The sequence below is a fragment of the Methylobacterium fujisawaense genome (genome assembly GCF_039619325.1).
Lineage (GTDB): Bacteria > Pseudomonadota > Alphaproteobacteria > Rhizobiales > Beijerinckiaceae > Methylobacterium > Methylobacterium fujisawaense.
Map to the genome: position 1 here is coordinate 5006482 of NZ_CP155000.1, position 25158 is coordinate 5031639.

25 protein-coding genes and 1 other RNA gene are annotated in these 25158 nt (G+C 69.9%); 8 read left to right on the top strand and 18 right to left on the bottom strand.

What is annotated here, in order from left to right:
- Positions 1 to 5: 5 nt before the first annotated feature.
- Positions 6 to 1184: a succinyl-diaminopimelate desuccinylase gene (gene dapE, locus ABC766_RS23745; protein ID WP_043758421.1), complete on the top strand. Its 1179-nt coding sequence runs from the start codon at positions 6 to 8 to the stop codon at positions 1182 to 1184.
- On the opposite strand, the gene truA is transcribed toward dapE, so the two are convergent.
- The 4 genes from truA to recR form a co-directional block, all read right to left on the bottom strand.
- Positions 1166 to 1927 (bottom strand): tRNA pseudouridine(38-40) synthase TruA, encoded by a 762-nt coding sequence (truA, locus tag ABC766_RS23750; RefSeq protein ID WP_043758419.1) that lies wholly within the window; start codon positions 1925 to 1927, stop codon positions 1166 to 1168. The two genes, dapE and truA, sit on opposite strands and share 19 nt — an antisense overlap.
- Positions 1927 to 2856 (bottom strand): methionyl-tRNA formyltransferase, encoded by a 930-nt coding sequence (gene fmt / locus ABC766_RS23755; protein ID WP_345819676.1) that lies wholly within the window; start codon positions 2854 to 2856, stop codon positions 1927 to 1929. The genes truA and fmt overlap by 1 nt, the downstream gene beginning before the upstream one ends.
- Before the next feature lie 7 nt (positions 2857 to 2863).
- Positions 2864 to 3379 carry a peptide deformylase gene (gene def / locus ABC766_RS23760; protein WP_043378612.1) on the bottom strand — a complete coding sequence of 172 codons (516 nt, stop codon included), beginning with the start codon at positions 3377 to 3379 and terminating at the stop codon, positions 2864 to 2866.
- Between the two features lie 104 nt (positions 3380 to 3483).
- A complete protein-coding gene (gene recR, locus ABC766_RS23765; protein WP_345819677.1) occupies positions 3484 to 4089 on the bottom strand; it encodes a recombination mediator RecR in 606 nt (201 codons plus the stop codon).
- A gap of 403 nt (positions 4090 to 4492) precedes the next feature.
- Between recR and ABC766_RS23770 the strand changes: the two genes are divergently transcribed.
- Entirely contained in the window at positions 4493 to 6112 is a 1620-nt protein-coding gene (locus ABC766_RS23770) for a phosphoenolpyruvate carboxykinase (RefSeq protein ID WP_043378606.1), read from the top strand.
- A gap of 214 nt (positions 6113 to 6326) precedes the next feature.
- On the opposite strand, the gene ABC766_RS23775 is transcribed toward ABC766_RS23770, so the two are convergent.
- The 4 genes from ABC766_RS23775 to ABC766_RS23790 all read right to left on the bottom strand — a co-directional run bounded on the left by ABC766_RS23775 (position 6327) and on the right by ABC766_RS23790 (position 9025).
- Positions 6327 to 6650: a YbaB/EbfC family nucleoid-associated protein gene (locus tag ABC766_RS23775; protein WP_043347589.1), complete on the bottom strand. Its 324-nt coding sequence runs from the start codon at positions 6648 to 6650 to the stop codon at positions 6327 to 6329.
- A gap of 73 nt (positions 6651 to 6723) precedes the next feature.
- Complete coding sequence (locus ABC766_RS23780) at positions 6724 to 8589, bottom strand: DNA polymerase III subunit gamma/tau (RefSeq protein WP_345819678.1); 1866 nt, start codon at positions 8587 to 8589, stop codon at positions 6724 to 6726.
- Between the two features lie 35 nt (positions 8590 to 8624).
- Positions 8625 to 8723, bottom strand: an RNA gene (gene ffs, locus ABC766_RS23785) — signal recognition particle sRNA small type.
- Between the two features lie 41 nt (positions 8724 to 8764).
- Entirely contained in the window at positions 8765 to 9025 is a 261-nt protein-coding gene (locus ABC766_RS23790) for a PepSY domain-containing protein (RefSeq protein WP_345819679.1), read from the bottom strand.
- A gap of 146 nt (positions 9026 to 9171) precedes the next feature.
- Between ABC766_RS23790 and ABC766_RS23795 the strand changes: the two genes are divergently transcribed.
- Positions 9172 to 10710: a YifB family Mg chelatase-like AAA ATPase gene (locus ABC766_RS23795; RefSeq protein ID WP_345822829.1), complete on the top strand. Its 1539-nt coding sequence runs from the start codon at positions 9172 to 9174 to the stop codon at positions 10708 to 10710.
- The gene (locus tag ABC766_RS23800) at positions 10707 to 12464 is read left to right on the top strand and encodes a protein kinase domain-containing protein (RefSeq protein WP_345819680.1); all 1758 of its coding nucleotides are present in this window, start codon (positions 10707 to 10709) and stop codon (positions 12462 to 12464) included. Before ABC766_RS23795 ends, ABC766_RS23800 begins: the two co-directional genes overlap by 4 nt.
- 10 nt (positions 12465 to 12474) lie before the next feature.
- On the opposite strand, the gene ABC766_RS23805 is transcribed toward ABC766_RS23800, so the two are convergent.
- The 5 genes from ABC766_RS23805 to ABC766_RS23825 all read right to left on the bottom strand — a co-directional run bounded on the left by ABC766_RS23805 (position 12475) and on the right by ABC766_RS23825 (position 17238).
- A complete protein-coding gene (locus ABC766_RS23805; protein ID WP_345819681.1) occupies positions 12475 to 13194 on the bottom strand; it encodes a glutathione S-transferase in 720 nt (239 codons plus the stop codon).
- A gap of 47 nt (positions 13195 to 13241) precedes the next feature.
- A complete protein-coding gene (locus ABC766_RS23810) occupies positions 13242 to 13691 on the bottom strand; it encodes a hypothetical protein (RefSeq protein WP_043347577.1) in 450 nt (149 codons plus the stop codon).
- A gap of 135 nt (positions 13692 to 13826) precedes the next feature.
- Complete coding sequence (locus ABC766_RS23815) at positions 13827 to 14201, bottom strand: hypothetical protein (RefSeq protein ID WP_345819682.1); 375 nt, start codon at positions 14199 to 14201, stop codon at positions 13827 to 13829.
- 40 nt (positions 14202 to 14241) lie between these two features.
- Entirely contained in the window at positions 14242 to 16131 is a 1890-nt protein-coding gene (locus tag ABC766_RS23820; protein ID WP_345819683.1) for a methylmalonyl-CoA mutase family protein, read from the bottom strand.
- A 303-nt stretch (positions 16132 to 16434) separates the two neighbouring features.
- Positions 16435 to 17238 (bottom strand): undecaprenyl-diphosphate phosphatase, encoded by an 804-nt coding sequence (locus ABC766_RS23825; RefSeq protein ID WP_274927026.1) that lies wholly within the window; start codon positions 17236 to 17238, stop codon positions 16435 to 16437.
- Positions 17239 to 17491: 253 nt separating this feature from the next.
- Between ABC766_RS23825 and ABC766_RS23830 the strand changes: the two genes are divergently transcribed.
- From ABC766_RS23830 to ABC766_RS23840, 3 genes are read left to right on the top strand one after another with little or no spacing between them, the layout of a single operon-like run.
- Positions 17492 to 18184, top strand: a complete 693-nt coding sequence (locus tag ABC766_RS23830; protein ID WP_043347569.1) for a glutathione S-transferase family protein — start codon at positions 17492 to 17494, stop codon at positions 18182 to 18184.
- Positions 18181 to 19359 (top strand): tRNA epoxyqueuosine(34) reductase QueG, encoded by a 1179-nt coding sequence (queG, locus tag ABC766_RS23835; protein ID WP_345822830.1) that lies wholly within the window; start codon positions 18181 to 18183, stop codon positions 19357 to 19359. Before ABC766_RS23830 ends, queG begins: the two co-directional genes overlap by 4 nt.
- Entirely contained in the window at positions 19356 to 20219 is an 864-nt protein-coding gene (locus ABC766_RS23840) for an SDR family oxidoreductase (RefSeq protein ID WP_345819684.1), read from the top strand. The genes queG and ABC766_RS23840 overlap by 4 nt, the downstream gene beginning before the upstream one ends.
- On the opposite strand, the gene ABC766_RS23845 is transcribed toward ABC766_RS23840, so the two are convergent.
- From ABC766_RS23845 to ABC766_RS23855, 3 genes are read right to left on the bottom strand one after another with little or no spacing between them, the layout of a single operon-like run.
- Positions 20220 to 21044 carry a metal ABC transporter permease gene (locus ABC766_RS23845; RefSeq protein ID WP_051044682.1) on the bottom strand — a complete coding sequence of 275 codons (825 nt, stop codon included), beginning with the start codon at positions 21042 to 21044 and terminating at the stop codon, positions 20220 to 20222.
- A 47-nt stretch (positions 21045 to 21091) separates the two neighbouring features.
- Positions 21092 to 21892 carry an ABC transporter ATP-binding protein gene (locus tag ABC766_RS23850; RefSeq protein WP_345819685.1) on the bottom strand — a complete coding sequence of 267 codons (801 nt, stop codon included), beginning with the start codon at positions 21890 to 21892 and terminating at the stop codon, positions 21092 to 21094.
- A complete protein-coding gene (locus tag ABC766_RS23855; protein ID WP_257787422.1) occupies positions 21889 to 22023 on the bottom strand; it encodes a hypothetical protein in 135 nt (44 codons plus the stop codon). The genes ABC766_RS23850 and ABC766_RS23855 overlap by 4 nt, the downstream gene beginning before the upstream one ends.
- 124 nt (positions 22024 to 22147) lie before the next feature.
- Between ABC766_RS23855 and ABC766_RS23860 the strand changes: the two genes are divergently transcribed.
- The gene (locus ABC766_RS23860; RefSeq protein WP_043347562.1) at positions 22148 to 22633 is read left to right on the top strand and encodes a Fur family transcriptional regulator; all 486 of its coding nucleotides are present in this window, start codon (positions 22148 to 22150) and stop codon (positions 22631 to 22633) included.
- A gap of 112 nt (positions 22634 to 22745) precedes the next feature.
- On the opposite strand, the gene ABC766_RS23865 is transcribed toward ABC766_RS23860, so the two are convergent.
- Positions 22746 to 24251 (bottom strand): undecaprenyl-phosphate glucose phosphotransferase, encoded by a 1506-nt coding sequence (locus ABC766_RS23865; RefSeq protein ID WP_287089497.1) that lies wholly within the window; start codon positions 24249 to 24251, stop codon positions 22746 to 22748.
- A gap of 334 nt (positions 24252 to 24585) precedes the next feature.
- A complete protein-coding gene (locus ABC766_RS23870; RefSeq protein ID WP_043378573.1) occupies positions 24586 to 24930 on the bottom strand; it encodes an antibiotic biosynthesis monooxygenase family protein in 345 nt (114 codons plus the stop codon).
- Positions 24931 to 25158: the final 228 nt, after the last annotated feature.

The following is a 25158-nucleotide window of genomic DNA, read 5'->3' on the forward strand; positions in this document are numbered from 1 at the left end:
GGTTCATGCCGGCTGATCATCACGCCCCCGACGCGGCCCTGCGCCTCGCACAGGCCCTGATCCGGTGCCCGTCCGTGACCCCGGAGGATCGGGGCGCCCTCGACGTGGTCGCCGACGCGCTCCGGCCTGCCGGCTTCGCCGTCGAGCGGCCGGTCTTCTCGGAGCCCGGCTATCCCGACACGCCGAATCTCTATGCGCGCATCGGACGGGACGGTCCCTGCCTCGTCTTTGCCGGCCATACCGATGTCGTTCCGGAAGGCGAGGGCGCGTGGCGCCACGGACCCTACGCGGGTGAGGTGGCCGACGGGATGCTGTACGGCCGGGGCGCCGCCGACATGAAGGGCGGCGTCGCCTGCATGCTGGCGGCGACGCTCGCCTTCCTGGAGCGGCGGGGCGACGGCTTCGCCGGCTCCATCGCCTTCCTGATCACCGGCGACGAGGAGGGGCCTGCGGTCAACGGCACCGTGAAGCTGCTCGACTGGGCGCGCGCGCGGGGCGAGCGGTTCGATCATTGCGTGCTCGGGGAACCGACCAATCCTGGCCGGCTTGGAGAAATGATGAAGATCGGCCGGCGCGGGTCGCTGACCGGCAAGCTCACCGTGATGGGGCGGCAGGGCCACGTCGCCTACCCCCACAAGGCCGAGAACCCGATCCCGGGCCTGCTGCGCCTCGCCTCGGCGCTGGTCGGCGAGCCGCTGGATCGTGGGACCGCGCATTTCGATGCTTCGAACCTGGAATTCACCACGATCGACGTGGGCAACCCGGCCAGCAACGTGATCCCGGCGACCGCGCGGGCGACTTTCAACGTCCGCTTCAACGACGACTGGACGGCCGAAACGCTCGGGGCCGAGATCCGCAGGCGCCTGGAGCAGGCGGCCGGGAACGCGGTGCGCTTCAGCCTCGACCTTCAGCCTTCGAACGCCCCGGCCTTCCTCACCCGGCCGGACGCCTTCGTGGATCTCGTCTCCGAGGCGATCCGGGCGGAGACCGGCTTGACGCCCACGCTCTCGACCACGGGCGGCACCTCCGATGCGCGCTTCATCAAGGATGCCTGCCCGGTGATCGAGTTCGGGCTCGTCGGTGAGACCATGCACCAGATCGACGAATGCGTGGCCGTCGCCGATCTGGAGCGGCTCACGGCGATCTACGAGCGGGTGCTCGAGGCTTATTTCCCGAACGCGTAGTCGACGCCCACGAAGGTCAGCCCGGCGGCCGGTGCCAGCGGTCCGCACCGGCGCTTCTCGCCCGAAGCGAGGATCTCGGCCACGTCGTCCGCCGAGAGGCGTCCGCAGCCCGCGAGCATCAGCGTGCCCACCATGGCCCGCACCTGATGGTGCAGGAAGGAGCGCGCCGCGGTCGCCACCACGATCTCGTCGTGCAACGCCATCGGAGCCCGGGCGACGTCGAGCTGCTCCAGCGTGCGGATCGGGCTGTTCGCCTGGCACTCGGCGGCCCGGAAGGCCGAGAAGTCGTGGCGGCCGACGAGGCGCTGGGCGGCGGCGTGCATGAGACCGACATCGAGGGGCCACGGCACGTGCCAGACATGAGCCCGCGTCAGCGCCGCGGGGCTGCGCCGGTTGAGGATGCGGTAGCGGTAGTGCCGGCGGATCGCCGAGTGGCGGGCATCGAAGCTCTCCGGCACGATCTCCGCGGATAGGACCGCTACCGGCTGTGGCCGGAGATGCGCGTTCAGCGCGTCCCGTACCGTGTCGGTCCGCCAGTCCTTGGCGAGGTCGAGATGGGCGACTTGATGAATGGCATGCACGCCGGCATCGGTCCGGCCCGCGCAGGTGAGCCGGACATGCTCTCCCGAGAAGCGCGTGACCGCCGTCTCGATCGCGCCCTGGACGGTGAGGTCGTCGGCCTGCCGCTGCCAGCCGCAGAACGGGCTGCCGTCGTACTCGATGACGAGCTTGTAGCGGGGCATCAGCCGAGGCGGGCGCCGGGCATCAAGCGGGCGCCGCGGACGAACTCGGCCCCGCTCGCGCTGCCGCCCTTCCCGGCGCGTCGCAACTCCATGAGCCGCACGGCGCCGTCGCCGCACGCGACGGTGCAATCGGTGTCGCATAGCGTGCCGGGTGTGCCCGCACCCTCTGCCGGGGCGGCTCGCAGCACCTTCACGCGCTCGGGTCCCTTGCCGAGATCGACCTCGAAGAAGGCGCCGGGGAAGGGCGACAGCCCGTTGATCCGATTGGCGATTTCACCGGCCGACCGGGACCAGTCGATCCGCGCCTCGTCGTTGGTGATCTTGTGCGCGTAGACGACGCCGTCCTCCGGCTGGGGTGTGAACGTCAGCGTGCCCGCATCGAGCCGGACGAGGGCCTGCGCCATCAGGTCGGCGCCGAGGGGCATCAATGCGTCGTGCAGCTCGCCAGCAATCATGCCTGGCGCGATGGGTATTCTCGCCTCCAGGGCCACGGGGCCGGTGTCGAGGCCCGCCTCCATCCGCATCACGCCGACGCCGCTCTCGGCATCGCCCGCCATCACGGCGCGCTGGATCGGCGCCGCGCCGCGCCAGCGCGGCAGCAGGGAGCCGTGCAGATTCAGGCAGCCGTGCTTCGGTGCGTCGAGGATCGCCTGCGGCAGGAGCATCCCGTAGGCCACCACGACGGCGACGTCGGCCCGGTGCGCCGCGAAAGTCTCGGCCGCTTCGGGCGTGCGCAGCGTCGCGGGCGTCAGGACCGGCACGCCGAGGGTTTCGGCGAGGGCGTGGACCGGGGAGGGGCGCAGGCTCATGCCGCGGCCCGCCTTCGCCGGCGCACGGGTATAGACCGCCACGATGTCGTGCCCGTCCTGCGCGAGCCGCGCGAGCGTCGACACAGCGAAGTCCGGCGTGCCCATGAAGACGACGCGCATGGCCGGGTCAGGCCGCGTCGCGCTTGGCTGCCTTGGTGAACTTCTTGATCACCCGATCGCGCTTAAGCTTCGACAGATGGTCGATGAACAGCACGCCGTTCAGATGGTCGATCTCGTGCTGGATGCAGGTCGAGAGCAGGCCGTCGGCCTCAATCTCCTGCTCATTGCCGTCGATGTCGCGGAACCTCACGCGCACCCGGTCCGGACGCTCGACTTCGGCGTAATAGTCCGGGATCGACAGGCAGCCCTCGTCGTAGACCCGCCTTTCCTCAGAGGACCAGACGATCTCGGGGTTGATGAAGACCCGGGCGTCGCGGACGCCCTCCTCTTTGGACGTGTCGATCGTGACCACGCGCTTGGCCACGCCGATCTGGATCGCGGCCAGCCCGACGCCGGGGGCATCGTACATCGTCTCGAACATGTCGGCGACGAGGGTGCGGATCTCGCCGGTGATCGGGCCGACCGGTTCGGAACCCAGGCGCAGGACGGGATCGGGGAGGATGACGAGCGGGCGGATGGTCATGGCGGAAACCGGCAGGGAAGGCGCCGGGACGGGTCCAGGCTCAGCGTCGAATAGGATGCGGCCGAAGACCGGTCAAATACCGGCTCGATCCGCGTGATCGCCCGTCAGAAGGCCGTGCGGCTGCGGATGGCCGCCGACAGGGTGCCCTCGTCGAGATAATCGAGTTCGCCGCCGACCGGTACGCCGTGCGCGAGGCGCGTGACCTTCACGTCGCAGTGCCGGATCGACTCGGTGACGTAGTGGGCGGTGGTCTGGCCGTCGACGGTGGCGTTGAGAGCCAGGATGACCTCCGTCACCTCGGGCCGGGCCACGCGCTCCACGAGGCTCGCGAGGTTCAGGTGCTCCGGCCGCACGCCGTCCAGCGCCGAGAGGACGCCGCCGAGCACGTGGTAGCGCGCCTTCACGGCGCCCGAGCGCTCCAGGGCCCAGAGATCGGAGACATCTTCCACCACCACGAGCGTCGTCGGGTCGCGCTCCACGTCGCGGCAGATCGTGCAGGGGTCGGACGTATCGACGTTGCCGCAGCTTGAGCACACGATGATGCGGTCGGCCGCCACCCGCATGGCGTCGGCGAGGGGGCCGAGCAGCGTGTCGCGCTTCTTGATGAGCTGGAGGGCGGCCCGCCGCGCCGAGCGCGGTCCGAGGCCGGGCATGCGGGCCAGCAGCTGGATCAGGCGTTCGATCTCGGGGCCGGCGACGGCTTGGGGCATCGTGCCTCTTGATGAGGAAGGGGCTGTCAGGTCCGGATGGGCATAGACGCCGCCGGGCAGCGCGCAAGGGTGCACGCGTGCGTGTCCAGCATATGGGTATTCCAGAGCCGCTCCGCCGATAGCGTTACGCTGTGCGATGAACGGAACTGCTTACAGACTTGGGTTCCTGAGTCCACAACTGTGCTCTAATCTGTTTGTCCACGTTGCGGGCCCCTGGCGGAGCCCATAATGACAGCGAAGCTTCGCCGCCTACTGGATGGAGAGACGGGAAGCAGCCGGGAACGGAGATCCTGCGTGCGGCGGTCCTGTACGACCGCACGGACGTCTCCCGGGCAAAGCCGGACGGCGGAGCCGTCCGGCACAATCGCGTCGACGGTCGAACAGGGGCCCGGGAGATACGATCTTGACCAACATCGGTGATCACAACGCGGCCCACGGCGCCGAGGCGACCGGCTTCCGCGACCTCAAGGCCGTCCACTGGAATTTCGAGGCGCCGCGTCTCTACGAGGAGGCGCTGGCCCGCAAGGAGGCCCAGCTCGCCCGCGGCGGCGCCCTCGTGGCCACCACCGGCAGCCACACCGGCCGCTCGCCCAAGGACAAGTTCGTGGTCCGGGACGCCGGGACCGAGAGCGAAGTCTGGTGGGACAACAACGGTGCCATCACGCCCGAGCAGTTCGAGACCCTGCGCCAGGATTTCCTGAAGCACGCCGAGGGCAAGGAGCTGTTCGCCCAGGACCTCTACGGCGGCGCCGATCCGGCCTACCGGGTCAAGGCCCGGGTGTTCACCGAGTTCGCGTGGCACTCGCTGTTCATCCGTAACCTGCTGATCCGGCCGGACCGCTCCGAGATCGCGTCCTACGTGCCCGACATGACGATCATCGACCTGCCGAGCTTCCAGGCGGATCCCGCCCGGCACGGCTGCCGGTCGAAGACCGTGATCGCCATCGACTTCTCGAAGAAGCTCGTCCTTATCGGCGGCTCCGCCTACGCGGGCGAGATGAAGAAGTCGGTCTTCACCTATCTGAACTACATCCTGCCCGGCCAGGGCGTGATGCCGATGCATTGCTCGGCCAACGCGGCCCTCGACGCGGAGGGCGGCTCGGCGATCTTCTTCGGCCTCTCGGGCACCGGCAAGACGACGCTCTCGAACGATTCCTCCCGCCAGCTCCTGGGTGACGACGAGCACGGCTGGTCGAATTCCGGCATCTTCAACTTCGAAGGCGGCTGCTACGCCAAGACCATCCGACTCTCGCGCAACGCCGAGCCGGAGATCTACGCCACCACCGAACGCTTCGGCACGGTGATGGAGAACGTCGTGATCGATCCCGCCACCCGCGCGCCGGATTTCGACGATTCCTCGCTCACCGAGAACACCCGCTGCGCCTATCCCCTCGATTTCATCGCGAATGCCAGCGCCACCGGCCGGGCCGGGCATCCCAAGAACATCGTGATGCTCACCTGCGACGCCTTCGGGGTGATGCCGCCGATCGCCAAGCTCACCGGCGCCGAGGCGATGTACCACTTCCTCTCGGGCTACACCGCCAAGGTGGCCGGCACCGAGCGCGGCCTGACCGGGCCGGAGGCGACCTTCTCGACCTGCTTCGGTGCGCCGTTCATGCCGCGGCACCCGAGCACCTACGGCAACCTGCTGCGCGACCTGATCGCCAAGCACAGTGTCGATTGCTGGCTCGTCAACACCGGCTGGACCGGTGGCGGCGTCGGTACCGGCCGGCGCATGCCGATCCGGGTCACGCGCCGTCTGCTGAGTGCGGCGCTGGACGGCTCCCTGGCCCAGGCCGAGTTCCGCCGCGACCCGTATTTCGGCTTCGCGGTGCCGGTCTCCGTGCCGGGCGTCGAGCCGCACATCCTGACCCCGGTGAAGACCTGGGCCAACAAGGGGGCCTTCGTCGAGACGGCGGCGCGTCTGGTGAAGATGTTCGACGACAACTTCAAGCGGTTCGAGACCCATGTCGATGCCGACGTGCGTGCCGCCGGGCCGTCCGCTCAGGCGATCGCGGCCTGAAAACGCGATCGGGCGGCCCGAGGGGCCGCCCGCCTTCATCGGGCCGGAGCGACCCACGCATGTCCGAACCGCGCCGGCCTCGCGAGGTGCCGCAAGGTCGCGGAGGCCGCCGAAGAGACCTTCAGCCGGCCGCGCGAGTCCCGAAAGCCTCCGCGATGGCGCGGCCGCACCGCGGGATGCGGATCCGGGACGGAATGAACGGCAATCGACCGACCTAGAACGGCAGCTTCATCCCAGGCGGCAGGGGCAGATCCTTGGTCAGTTCCGCCATGCGCTGCTGCATGGTCGCCTCGGCCTTGCCGCGGGCGTCGTTGCAGGCCGCCACGATCAGATCCTCAAGGATCTCGCGCTCGTCCGCCACCATCAGGGACGGGTCGATGCTGACGCCCGTCATCTGGCCCTTGGCCGTCATCGTCACTCGGACAGAACCCCCGCCGGAGGCGCCGGTGACTTCGATCCCGTCCATCTCGGACTGCAGGTTGGCCATCTTCTCCTGCATGGCCTGAGCCTGCTTCATGATGCCCATCAGGTCGCGCATGCGGCTCTCTTTCCGTTTCCCCGTCTGATCTGGGTACGATGCGGCTCCGGCGCCACCGTCGGTCGGGCGCGCCTCAGGCGTCGTCATCCTCGGCCTCGCCGACCGGCGCGGCATCGCCGTCCGCGGAAACGTCCGGCTCGGCGGAGGGCAGGGCCTCGGGCGCGGTCTCGCGCACATCGACGATCTCAGCCCCGGGGAAGCGTGTCAGCACCTCGCGCACGAAGGGGTCGGCGGCGGCGTTCTCGCGGCGCGTCTCGGTCGCCGCCCGGGCGGCTGCATCGAGGGTCGGCGCGCCCTCTTCTTTGGACAGGGCCACCGACCAGCGCCGTCCGGTCCATCGGTCGATGGCGGCGGCGATATCGGTGGCGAGGCTCGGGCGGCCGCCCGGGGCGAGGCGGAACTCGATCCGACCTTCCTCGAAGCGCACCAGATGCACGTCGCGCTCCAGCGCGGTGCGCAGCAGGATGTCCCGATTGGCGTCGGCCAGAGCGATCAGGTCTTCGAATCGCCCAAGGCGCGGCGCCGGGGGGGCTGCGGGCACCGGTCTCGGAGATGGCACGCTCATGGCGGTGGGCGCTGTCATAGGCGCCGGCTCCGCCGTCGCCGTCCGGGGTGCGGCGGCCAGCGCCGCGGAGCCGCCGCCACGCAGGTCGGGGATCGGCGGCAGCGGCGGCCGCGCCGGCACGGGAGGGGGCTCCTGCGCGGGCGCGGCGGCCGCCTCGGCTTTGAGTTGGCGCAAGGCCTCGTCGGGGGTGGGCAGGTCGGCCGCGTAGGCGAGGCGCACGATCGCCATCTCGGCCGCCGCGAGGGGCCGGGGTGCGGCCTGGACCTCGGGGATCGCCTTCAGCAGGATCTGCCACGCCCGAGACAGCGCGCGGATCGAGAGCTTCTCGGCGAATTCCGCCCCGCGGACGCGCTCCGTCTCGCTGAGCGTCGGGTCGGCGGCCGTCTCCGGAACCACCTTGAGCCGGGTGACGAGATGCGTGAACGCCGCGAGATCGGATAGGACCACCGACGGGTCCGCGCCGGAATCGTACTGCGCCCGCAATTCCGCGAAGGCGGCCGGAACCGAGCCGCGCATCACCGCCTCGAACAGGTCGAGGATCCGGGCGCGATCGGCGAGGCCCAACATGTCGCGCACGCTCTGCGCGGTGATCGTGCCGGCGCCGTGGGCGATCGCCTGGTCGAGGAGCGAGAGCGCGTCGCGCACGGAGCCTTCCGCGGCGCGGACGATGGCGCCGAGAGCCTCGTCCTCGACGGAGACGCCCTCGGCCGCGCAGACCTTCGCGAGATGCGCATGCAGGGTCGGCGCCTCGACCCGGCGCAGGTCGAACCGCTGGCAGCGGGACAGGATCGTCACCGGGACCTTGCGGATCTCCGTGGTCGCGAACACGAACTTGGCGTGGGGCGGCGGCTCCTCCAGCGTCTTCAGGAAGGCGTTGAACGCCTTCTCGGAGAGCATGTGGACCTCGTCGACGATGTAGACCTTGTAGCGCGCCGAGACCGGCCCGTAGCGGATGCCGTCGATGATCGCCCGGACGTCGTCGATGCCGGTATGCGAGGCAGCATCCATCTCCAGCACGTCCATGTGCCGGGATTCCATGATCGCCGCGCAGTGGAGGCCGAGTTCCGGCATCGACACGGTCGGGCCGGTGTCGGGCTGGCCGGCACGGGCGTAGTTGAGGCCGCGGGCGAGGATGCGGGCCGTCGTGGTCTTGCCGACGCCGCGGACGCCAGTGAGCATCCAGGCCTGCGGGATGCGGTTGGCCGCGAACCCGTTGGCGAGGGTGCGCACCATGGCATCCTGGCCGATCAGGTCGCCGAAATTGGTGGGGCGGTACTTGCGCGCGAGCACCCGGTAGGGCGTCGCCGCGACGGCGGGCGCTGGAAACCCGGGCAGGCCCGGCTCGTCGTCAGGCGTGCCGGTCGTAGCGTCCATGCCGTGTCGGGATCGAGCTTCCGCGCGCGGGAATGAGGTGGGAGGCTGGACGAAGACCCGCTCGGTCTCGTTAGGGCTGCTTCCTTCCGGACCTGACCCGGTTGGCGAGTGAAACGTCCCTCGCCAACCCCCCGACGGCTATATGGCCGTGCCGTTCGCCGAACGCAAGCGCCGCCTACTCGGCCTTGCGCTTCACCATGGCCAGGGTCTTCGGATCGAGATGCAGATCGAACTGCTTGCCGTTCGCGTCAATCGCATCGTCGACCTCGATCATGCCGTCGTCGAGCTCGATCTCCTTCCACTTGGTGAAGCCCTCCTGCTTCAGCATCGCCTCGACCTTGGCCTGCTGGTCGGGAGGAAGTTTCTCGTCGGCGTGGGCTGCGAGGCCGGTGCCGGCGATCAGGGTCAGGGCGAGGAGGGGCGTGGTCAGACGCATGGCTTTCTCCAGTCCGTCGAGGGTTTCCGGCTTTGAACAGGAATGCGGCACCGGAGTTCCGTCGCGGCGGCGGTCCCCTTGAGCCGCTCCCGAATCTGCCGCACATCTTGGCCGCACCGGAATATGGCGGCGAGGGCAATGCATCGATGGTCACCCGCGTCGCCACCGTCGCCTTCGAGGGCATCGAGGCGCGGGCGGTGGACGTGCAGGTCCAGATCATCCCGGGCTCGGTGGTGTTCACCATCGTGGGCCTGCCCGACAAGGCGGTGGCGGAGTCCCGCGAGCGGGTTCGCGGCGCGCTCATCGCCTCCGGACTGGCGCTGCCCGCCAAGCGCATCACCGTCAATCTCGCGCCGGCCGACCTGCCCAAGGAGGGCTCGCACTACGACCTGCCGATCGCGCTCGGCGTCATGGCGGCCATCGGTGCGATCCCGGCCGACGCGCTCGCCGGATACTGCGTGCTCGGCGAACTCGCCCTCGACGGCAGCATCACGGCGGTCAGCGGCGTGCTGCCGGCTGCCATGGCGGCGGGGGAGCGGGGACTCGGGCTGATCTGCCCGGCCTCCACCGGTCCGGAGGCGGCCTGGGCCGGAGGCGATCTGGATGTGCTCGCGCCGCGCTCGCTCATTCAGCTCGCCAATCACTTCAAGGGCAGCCAGGTCATGGCCCGGCCGGAGCCTGCCGTCGCCGCGCTGGCGGGACCGCTCCCGGATCTCGCCGACATCAAGGGCCAGGAGGGCGCCAAGCGTGCCTTGGAGATCGCGGCGGCCGGCGGCCACAACCTCTTGATGAACGGGCCCCCCGGCTCGGGCAAATCCATGCTGGCGGCGCGCCTGCCCTCGATTCTGCCGCCGCTCAGTCCGCGCGAACTCCTCGACATCTCCATGATTCAGTCGGTGGCGGGCGAGCTCAAGGATGGCGCCCTCTCGAATCGCCGGCCGTTCCGGCAGCCGCACCATTCGGCCTCGATGGCGGCGCTGGTGGGCGGCGGGCTCGGGGCGCGGCCGGGGGAGGTATCCCTCGCCCATGGGGGAGTCCTGTTCCTGGACGAGCTGCCCGAATTCTCGCCCCAGGTTCTCGATAGCCTGCGTCAGCCGATGGAATCCGGCGCGGTCATGATCGCCCGGGCCAACCACCGGGTCACCTACCCGGCGCGCTTCCAACTCGTCGCCGCGATGAATCCCTGTCGCTGCGGCCAGGGCCTCGAGCCGGGCTACGCCTGCCGCCGCGGCCCGAACGAGCGCTGCATGGCGCAGTATCAGGCGCGGATCTCCGGCCCGTTGCTGGACCGCATCGACCTGCGCATCGAAGTGCCGGCGGTCACGGCAGCAGACTTGATCCTGCCGGCCCCGGCCGAGGGCTCCCGCGAGGCCGCGGCCCGGGTCTCGGCGGCCCGCGCGCTGCAGGGGAGCCGCTATGCCGCGCGGGGCCTGCCGGAATCCACCACCAACGCGACCTGTCCGGCCAACCTCATCGAAGAGGTCGCGAGCCCCGACGCGGATGGCACGGCGCTGATCCGGCAGGCGGCCGAGACCATGCGCCTCTCCGCACGCGGCTTTCACCGCACGCTGCGTGTCGCCCGGACCCTGGCCGATCTCGACGGCGAGACACAGGTGCGCCGGCTCCATCTCGCGGAGGCCCTCTCGTACCGCGGGCGCGGCGCGGGCGCGGCAGCCGCCGCTTGAGCACCGGATCGGACGTCTCCGGCGATCTGACGGTCACGATCGGCCAGTACAGCAGCGCCGGCCGCAAGGCGGCCAACCAGGACTTCAACGGCATATTGGTGCCGGTTCAACCCGCTCTGGGTCTGAAGGGGATCGCGGTGGCGCTCGCCGACGGGATCAGCAGCAGCGCGGTGGGCGCGGCGGCGAGCGAGACCGCGGTCAAGAGCTTCCTGAGCGACTATTACGCCACGCCGGACACGTGGTCGGTGAAGACCTCGGCCCAGCGCGTGATCGCGGCGGCGAATTCCTGGCTCTACGCCCAGACCCGGCGCGGCGCCGATCCGAATGATGCCGACCGGGGCTACGTCACCACCTTCGACGCCCTCGTCCTGAAATCGCGCATGGCCCACCTCTTCCACGTGGGCGATGCCCGGATCTGGCGCGTGTCCGGCCGGTCCCTCGAACAGCTCACCGAGGACCACCGCGTCGTCGTCTCCGCAGCGGAATCCTATCTCGGCCGCGCCCTCGGGGCGAATGCCCGTGTGGAGATCGACTACCACGTCGTCGGCATCGAGGCGGGCGACACCTTCGTGCTGACGACGGATGGCGTCCACGAGCATGTCCGGCCCCGCGACGTGGTTGCGGCGATCGCGCAAGCCGCGACCCTCAACGCGGCGGCGCAGGCGATCGTCGAGGCAGCTCTGGCCGCCGGCAGTCAGGACAACCTGACGATCCAGATCGTGCGGGTCGAGAGCGTACCGGCCGGCGCGCCGGCGGATCTCCTCGGGGAGGCCGAGGGGCTGGACCCCGCGCCCCTCCTCGACCCGCCCGCCGAACTCGACGGCTTCCGTCTCGTGCGGATCCTCCATTCCGGACCCCGCAGCCGAGTCTATCTCGCCGTCGAGGCGGAGACGGGTGCCCAGGCCGCGCTGAAGGTGCTGTCCCTGGACCTGCGGGACGACCCGGCCCAGCGGAAGCGGTTTGTGATGGAGGAGTGGATCGCGCGGCGGATCGACAATCCTCACGTGCTCAAGGCGCATCCCCGGGCCGGCCGCCGCAGCCACCTCTACACGGTCATGCGCTACGTCGAGGGCCAGACCCTGACCCAGTGGATGCGCGACCAGGCGACCCCCGATCTGGAAACGGTGCGCGGCCTCGTCGAGCAGCTCGCCCGGGGCGTGCAGGCGTTTCACCGGCGGGAGATGGTCCATCAGGATCTGCGGCCCGACAACGTCCTGATCGATACCGCGGGAACCGTCCAGATCATCGATTTCGGGGCCACGACGGTCGCGGGCGTCGTCGAGGGCGATCCGCGGATCGATCCTGCGGAGATCCTCGGCACGGTCCAGTACACGGCGCCCGAATGCTTCCTCGGCGCGCCGGCCAATGCCGGGTCCGACATCTTCGCGGTCGGCGTCATCACCTACCAGATGTTGACGGGACGGCTGCCGTACGGAGACGCCGTTCCGCGGGCGCGCACGCGCGCGGCGCAACGGCGGCTTCGCTACACGTCGGCTCTCACGGTGCGTCCGCTGCTTCCCGTCTGGGTCGACGGGGCGCTTCGCAAGGCCGTTCATCCCGATCCGCTGCGGCGCTACACGGCCTTGTCCGCCTTCGTCCACGACCTGCGGCATCCCAATCCGGCCTTCACGGACGGACGGCGGGCGTCTCTGCTGGAGCGCGATCCGCTGCTGTTCTGGCGCCTGCTGTCGCTGGTGCTGGGGCTCGTCGCGCTGACGCTCGCGGCGATCCTGATTGCCGGGCCGCGGCGGTGAGGCCTGCGCCTCAGGGATCGAGTTCGGGATAGCGGCGAAAGATGCCGTCCTCGTTGAACGGGATCCGGCGGTCGCTGGCGAGATAGGCGGCAATCCGCGGTCGCCGGGCCACGGTCTCGTGGAGCCGCGCCACGTTCGGGTTGGGGCGTAGGGCTGCGGCGGTGGCTTTGGGAAAGGCGTAGCGCAGGCCGTCGACGAGCTGGAACAGCGACAGGTCCGCGTAGGACAGATCCGCGCCGACGAGCCGGCCGCCGCCATTCCCCGCCAGAACGCGCTCGAAATAGCCGAAGAATTTCGGGATGCGCTCGGTGCGGAATTCCGCGGCCCGGCGCAGGGCCTCGGGCTTCTGATCCGCGTAATACAGGCCGACACCCAAGGGATGGTGCGTGTCGTGCGCCTCGTCGACCGCGTCCGCGATGGTGAGCTGGAGCTGATGGGTCCAGATCCGGTCGCGCTCCGACGCGCCGACGAGGCCGAGCCGCGGCCCGAGATAGAGCAGGATCGCGGCACTCTGCCCGATGACGATGTGGCCATCGCGCAGGAAGGGCGGCGCCAGGGGCGGCCGCGGGTCGCCGGGATCGGACAGGCGGTCGAGCATGGGGCCGATCCCGCCATCCTCGTCATCCTGGCGGGTGACGTCGATGTAGTCGGCGCCGGCTTCCTCGAGGGCGAGGCGGACGAACTCGCCACGCCCCTGGATCATCGGCCAGTAATGCAGTTCGTAAGGCATCGCCGTCTCCGCCTCGGGGAAGACACGGACGCCCGGACGGTTCCCGCTCAGTTGCCCTCGGCCGAGTCCTCTGCCGAGGCCTTCTCCACCGGAGGCTCGGCGCTGGCGACGGCCTTGCGGGCGAACATCGGCTGGAGCCGCTCGGCGAGTTGCTGGTCGAGATGCTTGACGTAGGCGCCCTTGAAATAACGCTCGCCCGTCTTTGCGCCGTACAGCCGGTCATGAGCCTGGATCATCGCGGCGACTTCCGGACGGCAGAGGAAGCCGGTGATGCCGACGGCCTCGTACCAGCGGCCCGCCCGCGCCTCGGCGGTGGCCTTCGGGTTCGACAGCACCGTGTCGGCGAAGCATTCGGTGGCGGCCTGCCGTAGCGGCGCCAGCACCTTCTCGGCCTCCGCCGTGTTCACTTTCGACGCAGCCGGAAGCCGGTGAGGACGCGCCTCGGCCCCCGAGACGAGAGCGAGGACAGCGAAGGTGGCGAGGATCGAAGTCTTCATGCGGGCGGCCTCGTCGGGTGTCCGAACGGTGTTCAGGTCTCGCTCATGATTGCGTCGGGATCGGGGCTTTCGGCACGGTCGAGCTGCCCGATTCAGGGCGAGATCCGGACTGTTTCGCGACGGCCACACGCGGCCTCAGCCGCGCCGCTCGGCGTTCCAGTGACCGCGGCAGGAGAGGGCGCCGGACGCGACCCAGGTGCCGGTTCCGAATCCGTTCCGGTCAAGCCGCCCCCTTACGTCGGCGGTGGCGGCCCCGTTCGAGATGGATCCCCGGATCGCCCCGTTCCGGGTCACCCCGCCCTCGACCACGAAGGCGGTTCCGATGAAGCGCGCCCGTCCGTTCTCGATCCGCACCGGATAGCGATAGGCGCGGTCGCAGCTCCCGGTCTTGGTGATGATCTCGACGCTCCAGGTGCCGTCGAACCGGTCGGGCGGGGCCGCTTGGCGCGGCGCGGCGGCGGCGGGACTCATGCCGACGAGGAACAGGGCGAGAGCGAAGCGAGACGTCATCGGATCCGGGACGAGGCGGGTTCGCGAGGATTGGCGCCTTTCAGCGTGGGGTCTGCGGCGCAGGACCCCGCATAGCCGCGCGCAAGGCCGCGTTGAGGAGGGCGAGCAGGTCGCAGCCGACATGCAGGAAGGCGGCCACGCCCGCCTGCTTCAGCGGCTCGGCGAGGTCCGTCGGCTTGCCCGCGAGGTAGATCGGACCGGCGCCGGCCTTCGCCAGGGCTTCCGCCGTCGCGACGGCGTGCTCGGCGTAGATTGCGTCGGTGGAGCAGATGCAGGCCAAGCTGGCTCCGGAGTCCCGGAACGCCGCCGCCACCGCCTCGGCGTCGGAATAGCCCTCGTTCGACAGCGCCTCGATCCCGCCCGCCGCGAAGGCGTTGGCCGCGAAGGTCGCACGGGCGTTGAACGACGCCACAGGGCCGAGATTGGCGAGGAACACCGCCGGCCGGCGGCCCGTCTTGGCGAGACAGGCATCTGAGGCGTCCCGCAGGGCCTCGTAGGGCTCCGCGAGGCGCAGGGACGGCAGCGCGTCGCAGGCGACGGCCGAACCCGCGCCGAAATTGGACCCGCGCGGCCCGGCCACGGGCGGCACGTCGAGGACGGCCGCGGGCTTCTCGGAGAGGTTGGGGAATTCGCTCGCGCCCGTGAGCGGTTCACGGCGGTTCGCCACGGCCTTGGCCCGGGCCTCGCGGGTCAGCTCGATCCGCCGCTGCAGCTTGCCGACGCTGAGCGAGGCGACGATGCCGCCCTCCGCCTCGATCGCCTGGAACGCCGCCCAGCCCGCCTCGGCGAGTTCGGCGGTCAGGGCCTCGAATCCCCCGGCGCCGGCCGCGGGGTCGCTGACGCGCGCGAGATGCGATTCCTCGATGAGCACGATCTGGCTGTTGCGCGCGACGCGCCGGGCGAAGGCGTCGGGCAATCCGAGGGCCTGGGTGTAGGGCAGCACCGCGACGCTGTCCGCGCCGCCCATGCCGGCCGAGGCGGCCGCCATGCCGGTGCGGAGGATGTTCACGAAGGGATCGCGCTTGGTCATCATCCGCCACGCGGTCTCGGCATGGAGCCGCAGCGGCTTGGGATCGAGCCCGCAGGCCTGCTCGACCCGGGCCCAGAGGCGTCGCATCGCGCGGAACTTCGCGACCGTGACGAACTCGTCGGCATCGGCCGTCAGAAGCATCGCGACGCGGTCACGGGCGGTGGAGAGGTCGTGACCGGCATCCTCCAGGGCGCGCAGATAGGCGACGGCGGTGGCGAGCACAGCACCGAGTTCCGCCGCCTCTCCGGCACCGCCCTCGTGATAGGGCCGTCCGTCGGCCAGGAAGGCTCGGCCGGTAAAACCCGCCGCTTCCAGCTCCGCGACGGTCTCGGCGAGACCGGGGGCGATGTCCTTCCAGACCGCCCCGAGGCTTCCGGTCGCCGCCAGAACGCCGACCGGATCGATGCCGAGATCGAGGTCGTAGGTCGAGAGATCCTCGCCCCGGCGCTGCGCTAGCGCGCTCACCAGCCGGGCCACTTCCAGGCCGCGCCCGCCGGCGTCGATCCGCAGGGCGATCAGGGGCAGCATCACGCCCTTCAGCGCCGCGTCGAGGTCTTCGACGCTCGCGGCGGTCAGGCCGTAGCCGCGGGCGCCCGCCGCGCCCGCAAAGGCCAGGACGAGGGCGTCGGCCCCGCCTTCGAGGTCGATGAGCGCCTGGGCGTTGGCGGCGGCGAGATCGGGGTGATCGACCCGCTGCGCGATCCGCCAGGGGCCCGGCTCGCGCACCGGCTGGGCCGCCGGGGCGGCCGGTCCGTAGAGGGGTTCGATCCGCAGGCCGTCGGCCGTGTGCGACACCAGCCGCTTCTCGAAATCGGCGCCCTTGAGGACGCCTTCGACGAGGCCGAGCCAGCGCGCCCGGTCTGCGGGCTCGAAGAGGTCGGCGAGCGGTGTGTCTTCCATCGGAACGTCCCAGAGCGCGGCGTCTTCTGCACCGCTTCCATGCGTTTGCCTCGCACGCCGCTCCGCCGCTGGCAATCGCCCGATGGTTGAGGAAAGCTGAAGCCGCCCATCACCGATTTTTGATGGTCCCGGCGGCGCGACGGGGAGCCCGGAAACCGGACATGCCGACCCGGCAGGCTTCGGCAAAGCCAGCATTTCCGGATTGCGGGCCCGTCTACGGTGCCCGGACCGACGACCGGACGGATCACGCCGCCGAGGCGGATCCGCCGATCCGGTCGTCCGGGCCCGAGAGGGACCGGCCCGTTAGCCCAGGATGATCAGGCCGGCGAAGCCGAGGGCGCCGACGATGATCCGCCACCACGCGAACAGCCAGAAGCCGTGGCGGGAGACGTAGTCGAGAAGCACCCGCACCACGAACAGCGCCGAGACGAACGACACGACGAAGCCGATCACGATCAGGCCGACATCGTTGCTCGAAAGGTACTTGTAGTTGTCGAGCAGGTCTTTGGCGAAGGCGCCCGCCATCGTCGGCATCGCCAGGTAGAACGAGAACTCGGTGGCCGAGCGCTTGTCGGCGCCCATCAGCATCGCGCCCACGATGGTGGCGCCCGAACGCGACACGCCGGGGATCATGGCGAGGCACTGGAAGATGCCGATCTTCAGGTCCATCGGCAGGGTGAAGTCGTAGACGTCTTTCTTCTTCACCTCGAGGTCGGTGTCGTCGATGACGAGCAGCACTAGGCCGCCGGCCACCAGGGTCGCGCACACGATCCACGGATTGAACAGGTAGGCCTTGATCAGCTTGGAGAAGAGGCCGCCGATGATCGCTGCCGGCAGGAACGCCACCAGGATGCCGAGCACGAACCGGCGCGCCTTCGGATCGGACGGCACCGCCGTGGCGATCGCCAGCAGGCGGCGGAAATACACCAGCAGGATCGCCAGGATCGCGCCGAGCTGGATCAGCACCTCGAAGGTGTTGTTGGGCGAGTGGAAGCCGATGAAGTGTCCGACCAGCAACTGGTGGCCGGTCGACGAGACCGGGATGAATTCGGTCGCCCCCTCCACAAGGGCGAGCAGCACTGCCTTGCCGATGCTTGCCGGATCCATCGTGACGCCTTGTGCCGTGGGCGCTGCGGCCCCCGTCGAGCCGCCGCCTGCCACGCGAAATGGTTGAGCCCGAGGCTTCGCCCATTAGGGTTGACGAGCGGTTACCGGGCCGGGCCGGGCGTGTTAAGGGCTCGGAAACGGTCGGGCAATAACGCTCGGTCCGAAGTCCTGCGCGCCGAACACCTGCGCATCAGGGCCCTCGACGAGCGCGGGACAGGCCGCGTTGGCAGACCGAACGTCCTCCACGGCCTCGATGGCAACCCTCTACCACTTCCCCTTCTGCGCGAATTCCCGGTTCATCCGTCTCGTACTCGCCGAGATGGGCATGGAGCCGACGCTGTTCGAGGAACGGCCCTGGGAACGGCGCGACGACTTCCTGCTGATCAATCCGGCGGGCGTCACACCCGTGCTGCTGGAGCAGAACGGGCTCGTCGTCCCCGGTGCCGGCGTCATCGCCGAGTATCTCGACGAGACCCGCGGCCTCGGGCTCTCGGGGCGGCGCATGCTGCCGGAGGACACCGTCGAGCGCGTCGAAGTCCGGCGCCTGCTCGACTGGTTCCTGGTCAAGTTCGAGTCCGAGGTGACGGCCTACCTCGTGAACGAGAAGATCTCGAAGCGCTTCATGTCGGCCCATGAGGGCGGCGGCCCGCCCGACATGAACGCGATCCGCGCCGCGCGCTCCAACGTGCGCTACCACCTCAAGTATATCGGCTACCTGATCGCCAGGCGGCGATGGATCGCCGGCGACAACCTGACCTATGCCGATCTGGCGGCGGCCGCCCATCTCTCCTGCGTCGACTACCTGGGCGACGTGCCCTGGGACGAGGACGAGATGGCCCGGAACTGGTACGCAAGGGTCAAGTCGCGGCCCTCGTTCCGCGCTTTGCTCGCCGACCGCGTGCCCGGCATGGCACCGGCCGCCCATTACGCGGACCTGGATTTCTGACCGCCCGACGAACCTATTTCGGCGCCGATCTCCGCCGCCTCGTCGAGACCCGGGCCCGGACGCTCGGCTTCTGCGGCCTGCGCGTCACCCGTCCCGACAGGCTCCCGGACCTTCCGGGCCGCCTGTCGACCTGGCTCGCCGAGGGCGCGCACGGCACCATGGAGTGGATGGCGGAGCGGGCCGACCAACGGGCGAGCCCGGTGGACTTGTGGCCCGGCCTGCGCAGCATCCTGGTGCTCGCGATGAGCTACCGGCCCGAGCACGATCCCCTGGACCTCCTGGCCCGGCCGGATCGCGGGGCCATCGCCGCTTATGCACAGCGGCGGGATTATCACGAGGTTTTGAAGGGTCGTCTGAAAGAATTGGGGGGGTATCTCTCCGCCAAGGGCGACGTGCGGGTGAAGGTTTTCTGCGACACCGCCCCCGTCATGGAAAAGACCCTCGCCGAGGCGGCCGGCCTCGGCTGGCAGGGCAAGCACACGGTGCTGATCTCCCGCGGGCACGGCAACTGGCTGCTCCTCGGGGCGATCTACACGAGCGCGGAATTCGAGCCCGACCCGCCGGAGCGCGACCATTGCGGCTCCTGCCGCGCCTGCCTGGACATCTGCCCGACCGACGCCTTTCCGGCCCCCTACAGGCTCGATGCCCGCCGCTGCATCTCGTATCTGACGATCGAGCATGCCGGTCCGATCCCTGCCGCGTTCCGGCCGGCGATCGGCAACCGGGTCTTCGGCTGCGACGACTGCCTGGCCGTCTGTCCCTGGAACAAGTTCGCCCGTTCGGCGGCGGAGAACCGGCTCGCCGCGCGCGCGGATCTGGCGGCCCCGGCGCTGGCGGATCTCGCCGGTCTCGACGATGCGGCGTTCCGGTCGTTCTTCGCCGGCACGCCGGTGAAGCGCACGGGGCGCGACCGCTTCCTGCGCAACGTCATGATCGCGATCGGCAATTCCGGCGATCCCGATCTGGCGGGCGCGGCCGTCGCGGCCCTCGATGACGCGTCTCCCCTGGTGCGCGGCATGGCGGTCTGGGCCTGCGGCCGGCTGCTCGCGCCGGATGCCCTGCACGCGCTCCGCCGGCTTCATGGCGACCGCGAGACCGACGCCCATGTCCGCGACGAGTGGACGGCCGCCGCCGCCTTGACGGAATCGCCCGTGGGCGAGACATCCGCCCCATGAATCTCTTCGTCTTCGGGCTCGGTTTCACCGGCCGCCGTTTCGCCGAACGGGCGCGAGCGCGTTTCGGGACCGTCCGCGCCAGCGTCACGGATCCCGCGGCCGCCGACCGCGTCGCGGCGGAGACCGGGTTCGCCATGCGCGCCTTCGGGCCGGAGGCCGACGATCCCCGGATCGCCGCGGATCTCGCCGACACGGACGTGCTGCTCGCCTCGGCCCCCCCCGGCGAGGCGGGAGACCCGGTTCTCGCCCGCTACGGGGACGCCATCGCGGCGAGCCGGATCGGCTGGATCGGCTATCTCTCGACGATCGGCGTCTACGGAGACCAGGGCGGCGCGTGGATCGACGAGACGACACCCGCGGCGCCACGCAGCGCCCGGTCGAAGGTGCGCCTCGAGGCCGAGGCGGCGTGGCTCGCGCTCGGCGCCGAGACCGGGAAGGCCCTGCAGGTCTTCCGGCTCTCGGGCATCTACGGACCCGGGCGCAACCCGATCGTGAAACTGCGCGAGGGTCGTTCGCAGCGGATCGTGAAGGCCGGGCAGGTCTTCAACCGCATCCATGTCGACGACATCGCCACGACGCTGCTGGCCTCCATCTACCGCCCGCGGCCGGGGGCGATCTACAACGTCACGGACGACGAGCCGACCGCGCCCCAGACGGTGACCGAGCACGCCGCCTCCCTCACCGGCCTGCCGCTGCCGCCCGAGATCGATTTCGAGACCGCCGACCTGTCGCCGATGGCGCGCAGCTTCTACGGCGAGAACAAGCGCGTGCGGAACCGGCTGATCCGCGAGGAGCTCGGCGTGGCCCTCGCTTATCCGACCTACCGCGAAGGTCTCGCGGCCCTGAAGGACCAGCCCTGATCAGGCTTCGAGGTGACGCGGCCGCACGAGGCGGCGCAGCAGGCCGCCGCGCGGCCCCACCATCATCGAGGCGACATAGAGGGCCCCGGCCGCCAGAACGATGGCCGGGCCGCTCGGCAGGTCGTACTGGTACGACAGGCTGAGCCCCGAGACGCTCGCGAGGGCGGCGATCAGCATCGAGACCGGGATCAGTCCGGCCAGGTCGCGGGCCCAGAACCGGGCCGCCACTGCGGGCAGCAGCATCAGGCCGACCGCCAGCAGGGTCCCGAGGGCCTGGAACCCGCCGACGAGGTTGACCACCACGAGCGCCAGGAACGCGAGGTGCACGGGACCGCCGCTGCGGCTGACACTCCGCAGGAACAGCGGGTCGACGCATTCCATCACGAGCGGCCGGTAGATCACGGCGAGCGCCAGCAGGGTCAGCGTGCTGATGCCGCCGAGCAGCCAGAGGGCGGAATCGTCCAGGGCCAGGACCGAGCCGAACAGGAAGTGCATGAGGTCGATCTGCGATCCGCGCAGGGAGACCAGCAGCACGCCGGCGGCGAGCGAGATGAGGTAGAAGGCCGCGAGGTTGGCGTCCTCCCGGATCGTGGTCGCCCGGGTGACGGCGCCCGCGAGCAGGGCCACCGCGAGGCCGGCGACGAGGCCGCCCAGCGTCATCGCCGGCAGGGACAGGCCGGCGACCAGGAAGCCGACCGCAGCCCCCGGCAGGATCGCGTGGCTCATCGCGTCGCTCATGAGGCTCATGCGGCGCAGCGTCAGGAAGACGCCGATGGGCGGTGCCGACACCGACAGGGCGAGGCAACCCGCCAGCGCCCGGCGCATGAAGCCGAATTCGACGAACGGCGCAAACAGAGACCCGAACGGATCGGTCACGCGGCGTCCTCGTGATGGTGATGCGCTGCCCGGCCGTGATCGTGCGCCGGCTCCGCGGGCTTCCGCGGTCCTTCGCAGATCGCCGCGCCCTCGTCCCAGGCCTCGGACAGGTTGCGGGCGCGGGCCAGATTTTCGGCGGTCAGAACCCGCGCGGTCGGCCCCCAGGCCACGGGCTCCCGGGCGAGCAGCAGCGTCGTCGGGAAATGCGCGCGGACCTGCGCGAGGTCGTGCAGGGCGGCGACCACGGTCCGCCCCTCCTTGTGCCAGGTCGCAATCAGCACCAGCAGATCGTCGACCGTCCGCGCATCGATCCCGGTGAAGGGCTCGTCGAGGAGCACAACGGGGCAATCCTGCAGGATCAGCCGGGCGAACAGCGCGCGCCGGAACTGACCACCCGACAGGGTACCGATCGGCCGCGCCGCGAAGCCCTCGAGACCGACCGCCGCCAGCGCGGCCTCGATGGCCGGCCGCCGCCGGACGAGGCTGCGCCACGCTCCCGCCTGCCGCCAGAGACCCATCCCGGCGAGATCCATGACGGTGAGCGGAAAGCTCCGGTCGATCTCGTCCGCCTGCGGCATGTATGCCAGGGCGCCCGCACGTTCGATGCGGCCGTCGAGGCAGCGTATCTCTCCGGCCATGCCCTTCAGCAGCGTCGACTTGCCGGCGCCGTTCGGTCCGACCAGCGCGAGCAGGTCGCCCGCTCGCACGGTCCCGTCGAGGTGGTGGACCGCTGGATGCCGGTCGTAACCGAGGGTGAGGCCGACGAGGCGGATCGGATCCGGATTCGGGCCGCTCATGCCGAAAGCGCCCAGGCGATGGTCAGCCAGACCAGCGCCGCGAGCGTCGCGGCGAGCGCCAGCCGCAGGCCGATCCCGCTCTGGAACAGCGATCGTCGGGCCGCGCGTCTCGGGCTGGGAATGGTCGGCAAGGAATCCTCGTCGCGCACTGACACCGGCGCGGGCACCACGCGGAGCTACTGGTGCGGTCCTGGGCCGCGGTGATACACTGTAACAAACCCGCGGGACAACCTGCGGATCATGTTTGGAGCAATCATGCACCGTCACGAGGGTCACGACGCGTGCCACGCCGGCACCGGTGACATTCTCGCGCGGGCCGAGGCCCTCTGTCGCGAGCGCGGTCTGCAGTTCACGCCCCTGCGCCGCGAGGTGCTGGAGGCCGTGGCCGAGGCCGGGAAGGCTCAGGGCGCCTACGACATCGCCGAGCGGCTGAGCGCGCCGGGCAAGCGTGTGGCCCCGGTCTCGGTCTACCGCGCCCTCGATTTCCTGATGGATCAGGGGCTGGTCCATCGGATCGCGAGCCGCAACGCCTTCATCCCCTGCGCGCACGGCCACGCGCCCGGGGAGGGGGTGATTTTTCTGATCTGCCGGACCTGCGGCGGCGTCGACGAGGCCTCGTCGGAGGAGGTCGAGGGCAGCCTCGGGCGCACTCTGGAGCGGGCCGGATTCACGCCGACCCACAGTATCCTGGAGGTCGAGGGCGATTGCGGCACCTGTCGTCAGCGGAAGCTGGCACCCTGAGCCGCGAGACCGAGTTGCCTGGTCCAGCCCGTCCGCGCTGGCGGCGGGGAGCAATCCAGGAGCGTGCCACGCCCGCGGGAATGGCGCCTCCCGACCGCCTCGCGCCCGCGCCTTAGAACGCGTTCTGGTATGCGCGGCGCGAAATGACCGTCTGGATCATGATCTGGATATCGAACCAGATCGACCAGTTGTCGATGTAGTGCAGGTCACAGGCGACGCGCTGCTCCATGGCGAGGTCGGTCTGGGTCTCCCCCCGGTAGCCGTTGACCTGAGCCCAACCCGTGATCCCAGGCTTCACGTTGTGGCGGCGTGCATAGAGGGCGATCCGCCGCTCGAAGCTCCGGTCGTGGGCCAGCGCATGCGGGCGGGGACCGACCAGCGACATCTCCCCGCGCAGGACGTTGATCAGCTGGGGCAGCTCGTCGAGATTGGTCCGGCGCAGGATCGCGCCGACCCGGGTGATCCGACTGTCGTTGCGGGTCGCCTGCCGGAAGGCGGCATTCGCATCCGTGCGCATCGACCGGAACTTGAAGACGCCGAACGGCTGCTGATTGAAACCGTAGCGCTTCTGCCGGAAGAAGACCGGGCCGGGGCTGTCGAGCTTGATCGCAACGGCGATGGCCGCCAGCAACGGGGACAGCGACACCAGGGCGATGGTCGCCAAGGTCAGATCGAGGAGGCGCTTCAGCATCACCTCGCCCAGATTGAGCGGCCGACGACCGATATTGATCCCCGAGACTCCGCCGACCCGGGCGACCTGCAGATCGGGAAAGCGATCGAGGACGGCGCCGGGGCGCAGATGCAGGGCCGAGGGCACCCGCAGGAACGCGTCGATGCACCGCTCGACCTCCGCGGTGTCGGCCCACGGCACGAGCACGAAGACGTCGTCCGGCCGGAGGAATCGCACCACCGAAACCGCGAGGTCGAGATCCTCCTGCAGCTGGTCGTATCGGGTGGCCACGTCGGCGCCGGGATCGACCCGTCGCAGGTAGCTGGTCCCGATGATCCGCGAGCCGAGATGATCGGCTTCCTTGCCGGCGTAGAAGCGCGCGATGTCCTCCTCGTAGCCGACGAGGTGGATCCGGCTGGCCGTGGCCGAGCCGGCACTGAGCCGCGCCCGCACGAGGCGCCGCACCGATGCCCGGGCCGCGATCAGGACCGGAAGGCCCACGGCGAACGTCCCGAACGAGATCAGGCGCGAATAATCGTTGGTCGTCTTGGTCATGAAGCTCACGACCAGCACGGCGGCCCAGGCGACCAGCCAGAGGGAGGCCACGCGTTGAACGCCCGGCTTCTGCGCCATGACGTTCTCGAGGCTGTACTCCTCGCGCAGGACGTTCGCGGCGATGATCACCAGTCCCAGCAGCGCCGACAGGCGCAGGCCGCGAACGCTGCTCGCCCAGAATGCGCTGTCCTGGGCGAGAGCGTGGTAGGCGAACTCGACGCCCAGGGACACCATCACGATCGCCGCGAGATCGGTCGCGGCGAGCGTCGTCGACAGGGCGATCCGCGCCAGGGCACGACCGCGCCGGGGCAGCAGCGCCGACCACACATTGCGTCGGCGCTCCGCCGAGGTGGGCAGCGCCTGAAACGTCTCCGGAAGCCGATCGTGAAACATCTGACCCGCAACGTCCCGTCTTAGTCGGACTCTGTACCAGTCTGAGACACGAAAGGTTTCGGCGCCGCCTGGTGACGGTGACGGAGCAAGCCGCGGGCCCGGCAGGTTCGCATTCGCTGTCACGGCGGGAGGCTGCGACCTAGAGCGCGCGCCCAGGCGTTGCAATACATGATTAATGCTGAGCGCCGGCATGACGCATGCGGCGGCCGCCAATGTTGGAGTTCGGCCGTCATCGAACGCGTCGTTTCAATTCAAGCGCGTTTCTTCGTCCGAAGTTTCAACCGGCCCTGCGCCCGCCCCGCATGCGGAACGGGCGAGGAGTCTCGGTTGAGCTTTAAGACGTCGCCTCCGCCTCGGCGTCGGCGGGTCTGGCGACGGTCTGGATCGTCTCGAAACCCTCGAACTGGGGATGACCGAGATACAGGGGTTTGGTCGAAGGCACGCGACCGTGCGCCTTGCGGAACTGCTCGGATCGGGTCCAAGCTTCGAAATCCGCGTGCGACCGCCAGATCGTGTGCGAGGCGTACAGGACGTGGTCTTCGTGCTCGGGGCCGCGCAGGAGATGGAATTCCACGAAGCCGGGCATCTCGCCGAGATGGCTGTCGCGGCCGAGCCAGACGGCCTCGAAGTCGGCCGTCGCGTCCTTGACGACCTTGAAGCGATTCATCGCGATGAACATGCGTCTCTCCTGCGCGCTACCAATCCTACAAGCATCGGCGGTCCTAAGGGGAACACCTGCGCGGCGACAAGGCGCACCACTTAAGCTGCCCAATCATCGCCATCGACATTTCCGCAACAATGTTGCAAAGATGTGTGTACTTAAACTAGAAGCTGTAACCTTTGACTTGCGAAGCTTGACAACTTGGTGTCCAACTGCGGTGCACGCCACCTGTGTCGGGATCAGGGC

Excerpts from the sequence above, each read along its gene's own strand:
- dapE (WP_043758421.1), top strand. The coding sequence starts at position 6 with ATGCCGGCTGATCATCACGCCCCCGACGCGGCCCTGCGCCTCGCACAG.
- truA (WP_043758419.1), bottom strand. The coding sequence starts at position 1,927 with ATGCCCCGCTACAAGCTCGTCATCGAGTACGACGGCAGCCCGTTCTGC.
- fmt (WP_345819676.1), bottom strand. The coding sequence starts at position 2,856 with ATGCGCGTCGTCTTCATGGGCACGCCGGACTTCGCTGTGTCGACGCTC.
- def (WP_043378612.1), bottom strand. The coding sequence starts at position 3,379 with ATGACCATCCGCCCGCTCGTCATCCTCCCCGATCCCGTCCTGCGCCTG.
- recR (WP_345819677.1), bottom strand. The coding sequence starts at position 4,089 with ATGCCCCAAGCCGTCGCCGGCCCCGAGATCGAACGCCTGATCCAGCTG.
- ABC766_RS23775 (WP_043347589.1), bottom strand. The coding sequence starts at position 6,650 with ATGCGCGACCTGATGGGCATCATGAAGCAGGCTCAGGCCATGCAGGAG.
- ABC766_RS23780 (WP_345819678.1), bottom strand. The coding sequence starts at position 8,589 with ATGGACGCTACGACCGGCACGCCTGACGACGAGCCGGGCCTGCCCGGG.
- ABC766_RS23790 (WP_345819679.1), bottom strand. The coding sequence starts at position 9,025 with ATGCGTCTGACCACGCCCCTCCTCGCCCTGACCCTGATCGCCGGCACC.
- ABC766_RS23795 (WP_345822829.1), top strand. The coding sequence starts at position 9,172 with ATGGTCACCCGCGTCGCCACCGTCGCCTTCGAGGGCATCGAGGCGCGG.
- ABC766_RS23805 (WP_345819681.1), bottom strand. The coding sequence starts at position 13,194 with ATGCCTTACGAACTGCATTACTGGCCGATGATCCAGGGGCGTGGCGAG.
- ABC766_RS23810 (WP_043347577.1), bottom strand. The coding sequence starts at position 13,691 with ATGAAGACTTCGATCCTCGCCACCTTCGCTGTCCTCGCTCTCGTCTCG.
- ABC766_RS23815 (WP_345819682.1), bottom strand. The coding sequence starts at position 14,201 with ATGACGTCTCGCTTCGCTCTCGCCCTGTTCCTCGTCGGCATGAGTCCC.
- ABC766_RS23820 (WP_345819683.1), bottom strand. The coding sequence starts at position 16,131 with ATGGAAGACACACCGCTCGCCGACCTCTTCGAGCCCGCAGACCGGGCG.
- ABC766_RS23825 (WP_274927026.1), bottom strand. The coding sequence starts at position 17,238 with ATGGATCCGGCAAGCATCGGCAAGGCAGTGCTGCTCGCCCTTGTGGAG.
- ABC766_RS23830 (WP_043347569.1), top strand. The coding sequence starts at position 17,492 with ATGGCAACCCTCTACCACTTCCCCTTCTGCGCGAATTCCCGGTTCATC.
- ABC766_RS23840 (WP_345819684.1), top strand. The coding sequence starts at position 19,356 with ATGAATCTCTTCGTCTTCGGGCTCGGTTTCACCGGCCGCCGTTTCGCC.
- ABC766_RS23845 (WP_051044682.1), bottom strand. The coding sequence starts at position 21,044 with ATGCGCCGGGCGCTGGCGGGTTGCCTCGCCCTGTCGGTGTCGGCACCG.
- ABC766_RS23850 (WP_345819685.1), bottom strand. The coding sequence starts at position 21,892 with ATGAGCGGCCCGAATCCGGATCCGATCCGCCTCGTCGGCCTCACCCTC.
- ABC766_RS23860 (WP_043347562.1), top strand. The coding sequence starts at position 22,148 with ATGCACCGTCACGAGGGTCACGACGCGTGCCACGCCGGCACCGGTGAC.
- ABC766_RS23865 (WP_287089497.1), bottom strand. The coding sequence starts at position 24,251 with ATGTTTCACGATCGGCTTCCGGAGACGTTTCAGGCGCTGCCCACCTCG.
- ABC766_RS23870 (WP_043378573.1), bottom strand. The coding sequence starts at position 24,930 with ATGTTCATCGCGATGAATCGCTTCAAGGTCGTCAAGGACGCGACGGCC.